7 protein-coding genes are annotated in these 11,854 nt (G+C 48.4%); all 7 read left to right on the top strand.

Annotated features, from left to right (window positions below):
• Positions 1–512 precede the first annotated feature (512 nt).
• The 7 genes from QP775_RS11210 to QP775_RS11240 all read left to right on the top strand — a co-directional run bounded on the left by QP775_RS11210 (position 513) and on the right by QP775_RS11240 (position 11,843).
• Entirely contained in the window at positions 513–1,910 is a 1,398-nt protein-coding gene (locus QP775_RS11210) for a cytochrome ubiquinol oxidase subunit I (RefSeq protein WP_239328997.1), read from the top strand.
• Positions 1,907–2,923 carry a cytochrome d ubiquinol oxidase subunit II gene (cydB, locus tag QP775_RS11215; RefSeq protein WP_285106435.1) on the top strand — a complete coding sequence of 339 codons (1,017 nt, stop codon included), beginning with the start codon at positions 1,907–1,909 and terminating at the stop codon, positions 2,921–2,923. Before QP775_RS11210 ends, cydB begins: the two co-directional genes overlap by 4 nt.
• Positions 2,923–4,650, top strand: coding sequence for a thiol reductant ABC exporter subunit CydD (gene cydD / locus QP775_RS11220; RefSeq protein ID WP_285106074.1), 1,728 nt, complete (start codon positions 2,923–2,925; stop codon positions 4,648–4,650). Before cydB ends, cydD begins: the two co-directional genes overlap by 1 nt.
• Positions 4,647–6,419, top strand: a complete 1,773-nt coding sequence (gene cydC, locus QP775_RS11225; RefSeq protein ID WP_285106077.1) for a thiol reductant ABC exporter subunit CydC — start codon at positions 4,647–4,649, stop codon at positions 6,417–6,419. Before cydD ends, cydC begins: the two co-directional genes overlap by 4 nt.
• A 238-nt stretch (positions 6,420–6,657) precedes the next feature.
• Positions 6,658–7,920 (top strand): multidrug effflux MFS transporter, encoded by a 1,263-nt coding sequence (locus QP775_RS11230; RefSeq protein ID WP_239328994.1) that lies wholly within the window; start codon positions 6,658–6,660, stop codon positions 7,918–7,920.
• A 355-nt stretch (positions 7,921–8,275) separates the two neighbouring features.
• Positions 8,276–10,006 (top strand): ABC transporter ATP-binding protein, encoded by a 1,731-nt coding sequence (locus tag QP775_RS11235; protein WP_239328993.1) that lies wholly within the window; start codon positions 8,276–8,278, stop codon positions 10,004–10,006.
• Positions 9,999–11,843: an ABC transporter ATP-binding protein gene (locus tag QP775_RS11240; RefSeq protein WP_483312012.1), complete on the top strand. Its 1,845-nt coding sequence runs from the start codon at positions 9,999–10,001 to the stop codon at positions 11,841–11,843. The genes QP775_RS11235 and QP775_RS11240 overlap by 8 nt, the downstream gene beginning before the upstream one ends.
• Positions 11,844–11,854: the final 11 nt, after the last annotated feature.

The raw sequence follows: 11,854 nt of genomic DNA on the forward strand, positions 1-11,854 counted from the left end.
GGAGATGGTCGAGCGAATCCAATCTGTATACATAAATGTAGAAAAATCATCCTTATTAAACACGGCGGAGCCGCTACCAGCGCAGGGTGAGTGTTATATTTCATTATATTTTCAAGTACATAATTGAAAATTTGTTGTCGATAACAATGTGTTTATCACTGAATTGCTCGCTGAGGATATCAACCCTCGTGCGGGTTAGTTGCAATTTACTAATTTGCTATGCCTTTTCACCATGAAATCGCTTATGTTTTTAACAAACCTGTGACGCTTGAGAAAAAGTTCTCAAATTCATCATGAAGAGGGCTTTGACGTGTGATTTATGTCACAACCGGAGCGTGACTTTTTTGACAGAATAATGATGGGTAAGGGCAATGGTGCCTGGAACCAAGCATAATTAGTATGTTCAGCAGGCAAGATTTCGTTAAGATGCAAGGCTGCTGACGGATTTTTGTCGCTTAAGACATAGTTTAACAACAGAGCTTATGAAAAAGAAATGCTGGAGGGGTAAACGAATGGATATGGTCATGCTGTCTCGGATCCAGTTCGCATCGACGACGATCTTTCACTTCTTCTTCGTCCCGGTGTCGATCGGTCTTGCGCTCATCATTGCGATGATGCAGACGATGTACGTCGTTAAAGGCGATGAGCAGTACAAGAAGATGGCAAAGTTCTGGGGTAAGTTGTTCCTCATTAACTTTGCAGTAGGTGTCGTTACGGGGATTATTCAAGAATTCCAGTTCGGTATGAACTGGTCCAACTATTCAAGATTCGTCGGGGACGTGTTTGGAGCGCCGCTTGCGATTGAAGCGCTGGCTGCCTTCTTCATGGAGTCTACATTTATCGGACTATGGATCTTTGGTTGGGATCGTTTGTCGAAAAAGGTACACTTGGTATGTATTTGGCTTGTAGCCATTGGTACGACACTATCGGCTTTCTGGATTTTGGCTGCCAACTCCTTTATGCAGCGTCCAGTTGGTTTCGAGATTACGAATGGCCGAGCGGAGATGAACGATTTCTTGGCTCTAATTACGAATGGCCAACTGTTAGTTGAGTTCCCGCACACGGTATTTGGTGCCTTTGCAACAGGGGCGTTCCTGATTACCGGTATTAGTGCCTATAAAATGTTAAAGAAGCAGGATACAGAATTTTTCAAGCAATCCTTTAAAATCGGCATTATTGTCGCTCTTGTTTCTTCCTTCTTAGTAGCGATCTTTGGTCACCAGCAAGCACAATATTTGGTGCATACACAACCGATGAAGATGGCTGCTGCGGAAGGCTTGTGGACGACAAGTGACGATCCTGCGCCGTGGACGGTGTTTGCTGCTATTAACACAGATAAGCAGTCAAACAAGTTTGAATTCAAAGTGCCTTACGCACTCAGCTTCCTATCCTACAGTAAGTTCTCAGGTGAAGTAATCGGGATGAAGGAATTGCAAGCAGAATACGAGCAAAAGTATGGTCCTGGGGATTACATTCCTCCTGTAAAAACGACGTTCTGGAGCTTCCGCATTATGGTGCTCGCGGGTACGCTTATGATTCTATTAGGCATGTACGGGGTATACATGATGGCACGCAAGAAGCTGGATAAGCTGAAGCCATGGTATCTGAATGCTATGTTGTTCGGGATTTCCTTGCCGTTTATCGGCAACACTTCCGGCTGGGTTATGACGGAGTTCGGGCGTCAACCATGGACAGTATTTGGTCTGATGAAGACGGAAGACAGTATCTCGCCAAGCGTGTCGGCAGGTCAAGTCTTGTTCTCGATGATTACATTTACGACAGTATATAGCATTTTAGGTATTATAGCAGTTTACTTATTTGTGAAAGTGATTAAGAAGGGGCCTAACGAGCCTGACACTTCACATACGATAGCGGCTAATGATCCATTTGCAAGGGAGGGACGGCAATAATGGAACTGAGTGAACTGTGGTTTGTTCTAGTCGGAGTATTGTTTGTCGGTTTCTTCTTCTTGGAAGGGTTCGACTTTGGTGTAGGTATGTCGACCGCTTTCCTCGCCAAGACTGATGGGGAACGTCGGGTGCTGATCAACTCGATTGGCCCATTCTGGGATGCTAATGAAGTATGGTTAATAACGGCTGGCGGTGCAATGTTTGCTGCATTTCCACACTGGTATGCTACCTTATTCAGTGGTTTCTATACACCGCTCGTCGTCGTTCTGCTTGCGCTCATCGGACGTGGTGTTGCGTTTGAGTTCCGCGGCAAAGGTGAAACGGAAACATGGAAGAAAACATGGGATATCGTCATTTTATTTGGCAGTATGCTTCCTCCATTCCTGTTCGGCGTTGTGTTTGCGAACTTGCTGCAGGGCTTGCCAATTGACAAGAACATGGAGATGAACGCAGGTCTGTTTGATGTCGTGAATGCTTATACCGTCGTTGGTGGTGTGACGGTAACGGTACTGTGTTTGGTGCATGGCCTCTTGTTTGCCACTTTGCGTACCATTGGTACCTTGCAGGAACGCGCTCGTAAACAAGCGAAGATGCTGCTTGTACCGCTGGCTGTATTGTTCGTTGCATTTGCTATCATGACATACACGATGACGGATATTTTTGAAGCACGTGGAACTATCCTGACCATCATGGCAGTGCTCGGTGTGATCGCATTTGTATTGTCTGGCTACTACATGAGCAAAAAGAAAGACGGCTGGGCATTTGCCATGACAGGCACTGTTATTGCACTGGCTATATCAGGCGTATTTGTAGGCATGTTCCCAAATGTCATGATCAGCTCGATCGACAGCGCGTTTAATTTGACCGTGTATAATGCTGCTTCCGGAGCCTACTCACTTAAAGTGATGACGATTGTAGCACTGAGCTTGCTGCCTTTCGTCCTCGGTTATCAAATTTGGAGCTACTTCGTGTTTCATAAACGGGTACATGAGAAGGAGCACTTGGAATACTAATGGGTAAAAAGACACTCGGATTCAAAGGAATAAGACCGGTAATGATCGCGATTGCGGCCCTGACTTTGATTCAAAGTGTGTCCATCATATTTATGGCTATAGGGCTGGCGGAGTCGATCTCCGCCCTCTTTGGCGGATCATCGCTGCAGGAACAGTCGGGCACTATTGCCGTGTTCCTGTTTGCTTTTATTATCCGGCATGTGACGGCCCTTGTGTCGCAGAAGTTGGCCTACCGTTATGCGGAACGCACGGGTCGCGACCTGCGCAAGGAGCTGATGGATAAGCTGTTCCAATTTGGTCCGCGGCTTGCGAAGACAGAAGGAACAGGTAATCTGGTTACACTTGTGCTGGATGGTGTCGCGCAGTTCCGAACTTATCTGGAATTGTTTATTCCCCGTATGCTGGGCACGGCGATCACGCCGGTTCTAATATGGGTGTATATACTCTGGCTCGATCGAGTGGCAGCGCTGATTCTGGCGGTAACGATGCCAATTTTGATCGTGTTTATGATTCTGATGGGGTTGGCCGCGAAGAAGCAGATGGACCGTCAGTGGGAATCGTACCGGGTGCTGTCCAACCACTTTGTGGATTCACTTCGTGGGCTGGAGACGCTCAAGATGCTTGGACTGAGCCGCTCGCACAGCAGCTCCATTGAAGGCGTCAGCGACAAATATCGAACGGCAACCATGAAGACCTTGCGTGTTGCATTCCTGTCCTCGTTTGCGCTTGACTTCTTTACGATGCTATCGGTAGCATCGGTAGCGGTGAGCCTTGGACTGCGCCTAATCAATGGCACAATGGAACTAGAGCCTGCGTTGTTGGTGCTGATCCTTGCACCGGAATATTTCCTTCCAGTGCGGATGGTGGGTGCAGATTACCACGCCACCTTAAAGGGGAAGGAAGCTGGAAAAGCGATTCAGACGCTGATTGAGGCCGCCTCGACAGAAGCGATGACATCAGCACTCCCGGCTGGACTGACTTGGTCAGCGGACAGCGTACTGAAGCTGTCCCAATTGGGGGTTCAGCACGAGGAAGATGGACCACACTCGTTGCAGGATGTGACATTAGAGCTGCGCGGCTGCAAGAAGGTCGGCATTATAGGTACAAGTGGCGCGGGCAAGTCAACTTTAATTGATGTGCTGGGCGGCTTCTTGCGTCCAACTGCAGGCGAGCTGGAAGTGGACGGCATAAAAGTAGCGGCGTTAAGCGACGAGGCCTGGCGTACCGCGGTAACCTATATTCCGCAGCATCCGTATATTTTCAGCAGCTCGCTTGCAGATAATGTACGCTTCTATCATCCGGAAGCAACGGATGAGGCGGTTAGCCGAGCACTGACAGCGGCAGGTCTGGCTGAACTTGTGAAAGGACTGCCGCAAGGCGAAGCGGAATTAATCGGCAACGGTGGCCGCCGTCTAAGTGGGGGACAGGAGCAGCGTGTTGCGCTGGCCCGTGCCTTCCTGAGCGATCGTCCGATCATGCTGCTTGATGAGCCGACGGCTCATCTGGACATCGAGACCGAGTATGAATTAAAAGAAACGATGCTGCCACTTTTTGAAGGGAAGCTTGTACTGCTTGCCACACATCGGATGCATTGGATGCCGGATATGGACGTTATTGTTGTTATGGATCAGGGAAGTATCGCTGAAGTGGGATCTCACCAAGAGCTACTTAACCGCAAAGGAAAGTATTATGAACTGATGAAAGCTGAAGGGGAGGAATTAGGATGAAACGGGAGCAATGGTTTAAGCCCTATTTTCAGGCTTATTACGGCCGTTTCACGCTTATTGTCTTCCTTGGTGTGTTAACGGCTTTTAGTGCGGCTGCTCTGATGTTTACATCAGGCTACCTGATTTCCAAGTCTGCGCTCCGGCCAGAGAATATATTAATGGTCTATGTGCCGACCGTTCTGGTACGCACATTCGGAATCAGTCGAGCTGTCATTCATTACGTGGAACGGCTCGTCGGGCATGACGCCATATTGCGTGTGCTGTCCCATATGAGAGTGAGGCTGTACCGTATTTTGGAGCCGCAGGCTCTGTTCTTGCGCTCGCGTTATCGGACAGGGGATGTGCTTGGCGTGCTCGCCGATGATATTGAATATTTACAAAATGTATACATGCGCACCGTGTTCCCAAGCATTGTCGCGTTGGTCATGTATGCAGTCGTAATTGGTGCACTAGGCTGGTTCGATGCAAGCTTTGCAGCCATTATGGCACTTTACATTTTTGTATTGGTATGCATTCTGCCATATGCCTCGCTTCTGCTGACTAAAGCCAAAAATCGTCAACTAAAGCGGGACCGAAACGGATTATACCAAAAACTAACGGATGCGGTACTTGGACTGGGTGATTGGGTCATTAGCGGACGTGCTCCCCAGTTTGTCCATTCCTACGAGCAAGATGAAGCAAAGGTAGCGGATATTGAACGCTCGCTCAGTAATTGGTCCAAATGGCGTACGCTTGCAGCCCAAGGCGTTGTTGGTGCGATCATCGTATCGATCATTTATTGGGCAGGACAGCAGTATGCGGATCGACAAATTGATGTGACGCTGATCGCTGCTTTTGTACTGGTGGTGGTGCCGCTAATGGACTCCTTTTTACCAGTGTCGGAGGCTATCGAGAAAATTCCGCAGTATCGTGAATCAGTAGAACGGCTCTTGAATATGGGATCGGCGGCGGAAGCTGGCGGTGCAGAAGAGCAAGCACGAGCAGCACAAGCAGAAGCCGCGCTGGAGAAGCTTGCTGCTTCAGGCAGCCAGGTTACCTTAGGGATACACAATGTTCGTCATCGTTACAGTTCAGATGATCCGTGGAGTGTGAATGGCGTAACCCTTGAACTGGAGCCAGGCAAGAAGGTTGCCATTATCGGGCGAAGCGGTGCGGGCAAATCAACATTAATCAAGTTGATCCAAGGTGCGTTAACACCTACGGAAGGTCAGGTCACGATTAATGGTGTCCCTGCCTCTGACTTTGGCGACCAAATACCCAAGGTTATATCGGTCTTAAACCAAAGTCCGCATTTGTTCGATACCACAGTAGGGAATAATATCCGGCTTGGTAGGTTAGAGGCTTCTGATGAAGAGATCAAGCACGCTGCTCATCAGGTAAAACTGGGATCGATGATTGATTCATTGCCAGCTGGCTATGACACGCTGATGCATGAGACAGGGCAACGCTTCTCGGGCGGCGAACGGCAACGGGTAGCGTTAGCGCGTATTTTGCTGCAGAATACACCGGTTGTTATTCTGGACGAACCGACGGTAGGACTTGATCCTCAAACGGAGCGGGAACTGCTGCACACCATTTTCCAGACGATGGAGGAGAAGACACTGATCTGGATTACGCATCACCTTGTTGGGGTGGAGAAGATGGATGAGGTCATCTTTGTGGAAAATGGGGAAGTGGAGATGCGTGGTACTCATGCAGAACTGATGGCACGGGAACCACGATATCGCAAGTTGTACCAATTGGATAGACCTTTGCTTACAGGAGAATAGCGCTGGATGTATGAGTCCGTATATCTATACTAACTATGCTTAACAACATTTGAACACAGGTTACGCTCGAATGAGCGGCCTGTGTTTTTTTGCATCGACGAAAAGCTAGCGGTAACTAATCATATTTTAATAATTTTATTAGACAGAACAGGCTCTAGTTATGTTACTATTGTCTTATCATTATTTGTAATTGTGAAAAAGTAAGTTACTCTATTTGAATTAGAAAGGTAGGCTTAGTATGAAATCAGCTTCACATGTTTCGACAGAGGGTTCATCTACACGCTCTATTTCAAAAAAACAACGTATCGGTATGGCGGTTGTGCTTGGTTCGATGACGGCCATCGGTCCACTGTCGATAGATATGTACTTGCCATCCCTGCCGATGCTGGCTGCGGACTTGCAGACAACGGCATCTTATGCGCAGCTTAGCTTAACGGCATTCTTATTAGGCATTGCACTTGGTCAATTGTTAATGGGTCCACTTAGTGATGCACGTGGCCGCCGCATGCCGCTTATTGCTTCACTTGTTGTATACGCAGCTACTTCTTTCTTGTGCGCGTTCGTTCCATCCATCTGGGGCTTGCTTGCGCTGCGCTTCATTCAAGGGGTCGCTGGGGCTGGCGGGATCGTGATTGCCCGTGCGATGGTCCGCGATATGTATGACGGTCCGGAACTAACCAAATTTTTCTCCCTCCTGATGTTAATTAACGGACTTGCACCCATTATGGCACCTGTAGCTGGTGGCCAGCTTCTGAAGTGGACAACATGGCACGGCATCTTTGTTGTGTTAGGTTTGCTAGGTATCTTATTGATTGCGTCAGCTGTCTGGGGTTTGAAAGAAACGTTGCCTGAGCAGCGCCGCTTAAAAGGCGGAGTAAAGGCAACTCTATCCACCTTTGGAGGACTGCTCGGTGATCGAGCGTTTATGGGGTTTGCGTTGTCAATGGGCCTAGTATCTGCAGCTATGTTTGCGTATATTTCAGGTTCGCCCTTTGTACTACAAGATATTTATGGTGTATCGCCGCAAATGTTTAGCTTATTGTTTGCATTGAACGGTCTTGGCTTAATTATTGCTACTCAAATAACCGGACGGTTAGTTGGGCGCTACCACGAATCTCAATTATTTGTTGCAGGACTTCTGTTGTCGCTTGCGGGCGGCCTAACGTTACTCGCCATGATTCTCATTGATGCGCCTCTGCTTGCGATTCTCATTCCACTCTTTGTGTCTGTATCAAGCACAGGGGTGGTCGGCACCGTGGGCTTCTCGCTTGCGATGCAGAATCAAGCCAGCAACGCGGGGAGTGCCTCAGCAATGCTGGGCTTGCTGCCCTTTATATTGGGCTCGGTAGTAGCCCCTCTTGTAGGTCTTGGCGGTGGACATACTGCTGTTCCAATGGGAATCGTAATCGCATGCTGCAGCTTGTTGGCGATGACTTTTTACGTATCCATGATCCGCAAGCGTTATGCCAACCCTGTAGATCAGAAGGGTATGAGCGTTTAAGTATCTCAACAAACAAGGAAAAATTAAGTTCAAACCAATATAAAATCACAATAGAATGATGCAATTTAGTTATGAGCCGGAGGGGATTGTCCTTCCGGTTCTTCTATTGAATATAGTAATAGCAGGGATCGTGTAGATTAGAAAATACTATAGTTGTAATGGCGAAGCTAGTTTTACTTGCCCACTTGGAGAATCTTTTTATCATGGGGATATAATGACAGCTAGTAGAGCAGAGCTTGGAAAAGCAAGCAATTTTGCCGACTAATGTATGTTCTTGAATATTTAGATTTTGACGTGAGAGAGTGAACGTGATTAGATCAATATAACAAGTGTAGACGGAGGTAAATGGAGCCAAATGAAGAAAGTGTTGTCTTACCTTAAACCTTACCGAATACCGATGGGTTTTGCGATTACGCTGATGCTGATTGAGTTAGCAGTAGAACTGCTGCAGCCGCTGCTGATCGCCAAAATCATCAACGAAGGGATTACACCTAAAAATATGAATCTGGTCCTGCAGTGGGGCGGTGTGATGTTGGGATTGGCATTTATCGGCTTCGCCTGCGGAATCATTAACTCTTACTATGCTTCCCGAGTGGCGCAGAATTACAGCTTTGACTTGCGGCGCAGCTTATTCGATCGCATCCAATCGTTTTCATTTGCCAACTTTAATCAATTTCCTACTGCGACGTTAATTACACGTGTGACGAGCGATGTGACCCAGGTGCAGAATTGTGTGTTTATGGCGATGCGTATTATGATGCGAGCTCCACTATTGCTGCTTGGAGGACTGATTATGGCACTTGTCGTCCATGTGAAGCTTGCGCTTATTCTGGCGGTAGTGACTCCGTTGATGCTTGTGTTTCTGGTCTGGATGATGAAAAAGGGGTTTGTTCTTTTTCGTTCCGTACAAGAAAAGCTGGATCGTGCCAACAGTGTGCTGCGCGAAAACTTGCTTGGCATGCGCCTGATCAAGTCATTTGTACGGAGTAAGCATGAAGAGGCTCGATTTGCAGCCGCTAATCAAGAGCTGGTGGATCGAACAGTGGCGGTGCTGCGTTTAATGGAAACGGCCGTACCCGTATTACTGTTCGTTATGAATGTTAGCGTGCTGCTCATTCTGTGGATCGGTCATGATCAAGTGCTTACGGGTGGGGCTAATATCGGTGAAGTAGTGGCGGTAGTCAATTATGCTGCTAGGATAACAGGCGCATTTTCCGTTGTGTCGATGATTGTGATGACCTTATCGCGTGCACGCGCATCCGCGCAGCGAATTGAGCAGGTGCTGACTGCCGAGGCGGATGTCATCGATAAAGAGCAGGCCAGTCAATCCGCGTTCATTAGAGGTGGAGGCGTCCGCTTTGACGAGGTAACCTTTGTATATCCTGAACATCATGTTCCCGTATTGGATCGAATCAGCTTTGCAGTAGAGCCAGGCCAAATAGCGGCCATTATGGGCGCCACGGGTGCGGGCAAGTCAACGTTATTTCAGCTCATCCCTCGTCTATATGATGTAACAATGGGTTGTGTATGTATTGACGAGCTTGACGTTAGAGACATGCTGTTGGATCATCTTCGAGGTGATATCGGCTATGTCCCGCAGGAGGCGATGCTGTTCTCAGGCACGATTGCGGATAATATCCGCTTTGGCCATGAAGGTGCTGCACACGATGAAGTGGTTGATGCGGCACAGCGCGCGCAGATTCATGAGACAATTATGAGGCTGCCTAATCAGTATGACACCGTTATTGGGCAGAAAGGCATTAATCTGTCCGGCGGACAGAAGCAGCGGCTGTCCATTGCCCGTGCTCTGGTGCGCAGACCTAAGCTGCTGCTGCTTGATGACAGCACAAGCGCATTGGATGTCAAGACGGAAGCAAAGCTGCTGCGTGCGCTGCCAACAGCATCGTGCACCACATTGATGATTACGCAAAAGATCAGCACAGCGATTCATGCCGACATTATTCTGCTGCTTGATGAAGGAAAGCTGCTTGCAGCTGGTTCCCACGATGAATTGCTGCAGCGATCAGTGCTGTACCAGCGTATGGTAGAATCGCAATTCGGAAAGGAGGCGGTGCCGCATGACTAAGGATCGGTACAGCAACCCCAGTGGGGGACCGTCCAGCACAGACTCTCCGTTGCCGAGAAAGGGCCATGGGGCGGGGCCGCGACAGAAGCAGAAGCCAAAGGATATGTTAGGGACACTAATGAAAATATGGGCCTATTTGTCCTCCTATAGAGGTCGGCTGGGGCTTATTCTAATATTGGTGTTTATCAGTTCCGTGCTTGGACTGCTGGGACTGTTCTTGCTTGGTTATGCCGTCGATCAGTTCATCGGCGCAGCGGATCACGGAGGACTTGTGCAGCTTATCGCGCTGCTTGCAGGCGTATATGTGATTCATTCCATCGCCTTGTGGCTGCAAAATATTTGGATGATCCATATATCACAGCAGGCAGTATCACAAATGCGCAAGGAGCTGTTTCAAAGCTTGCATCGTATGCCCGTCTCGTTCTTCACGAAGCGGCAGCACGGGGAGTTGATGAGCAGATTGACCAACGATATGGATAATGTCAGCTCGACGTTAAACAGCTCGTTTATCCAGTTATCATCCAGCGTACTCACGTTTGTAGGCATGTTAGGCATGATGTTGTGGTTAAGTCCAACACTGACACTAATTACGTTGCTTATTGTGCCAATCATGTACTTCGGTATGAAATGGATTACCAATCGAACAGGCAAGCATTTCAAAGAGCAGCAGCGCAGCTTAGGAGATATGAACGGCTTTATCGAGGAAACGTTTTCGGGTCAAAGGATGGTAAAGGCATTCTCACAGGAGCGTAAGGTCACCGCGCAGTTTATCGAAAAGAGCGAACGGCTGCGAGAAGCGGGTTATTGGGCTCAGATGTATTCGGGCTTTATTCCGAAGCTGATGAATATGCTGAACAACGTCAGCTTTGCCATCATTGCAGGGGCAGGTGGACTGATGGCGGTAAACGGGATGATCACCATCGGAGTTATCGTCACGTTTGGAGAATATGCAAGGCAGTTCACCCGTCCGCTAAATGATCTCGCGAATCAATTCAATACCTTTTTGTCTGCGATTGCAGGGGCGGAACGTGTGTTTGAGATTCTGGAGCAGGATCCTGAGGCGAAGGATGAAGGGAATGCTGCGCATATAAATGAGATTCGTGGCGATATCAGGTATGAAGACGTCTCGTTTGCATATGAAAAGGACATGCAGACCGTCTCCGATCTGAACTTTCATCTGGCAGCGGGGCAAACGGCTGCATTGGTCGGACCTACTGGTGCAGGCAAGTCGACCGTCATTAACTTGCTCTCGCGTTTCTATGACCCAGATGAAGGCACGATCTATGTGGATGGCGTTGATATCCGGCAAATTACACGAGACAGCTTGCGCAGCCATATGGGCTTTGTACTCCAGGATCCCTTCCTATTTCAGGGCTCGATCCGTGATAACATTCGCTACGGACGGCTAGAAGCAACGGACGAGGAAGTCGAGCAGGCAGCTGAACTGGCAAATGCCCACTTTTTTATCAGCAGACTGGCGTATGGGTATGAGACATTGCTGGATGCAGAAGGCAGCGGCATCAGCCAAGGACAGAAGCAATTAATATCGATCGCACGTGCGATACTGGCCGATCCTTCTATATTGGTATTGGATGAGGCAACAAGCAGCATCGATACGGTCACCGAATTGAAAATTCAGGAGGCTTTGTACCGCTTGATGCGGGGCAGAACGAATATTGTAATTGCCCATCGCCTGAATACTGTTCGGCAAGCAGATATGATTGTCGTTTTGGAGAATGGGCGTATTATGGAGCACGGCAATCATGATGAGTTAATGGACAAGCGAGGTTTCTATTATGGGCTCGTGCAGAGCCAGTTTGAACGGGCTACTGTATGACAGTTGCCTAG

This window comes from Paenibacillus sp. UMB4589-SE434 (assembly GCF_030226685.1).
In the GTDB taxonomy this organism is placed as follows: Bacteria; Bacillota; Bacilli; order Paenibacillales; family Paenibacillaceae; genus Paenibacillus_B.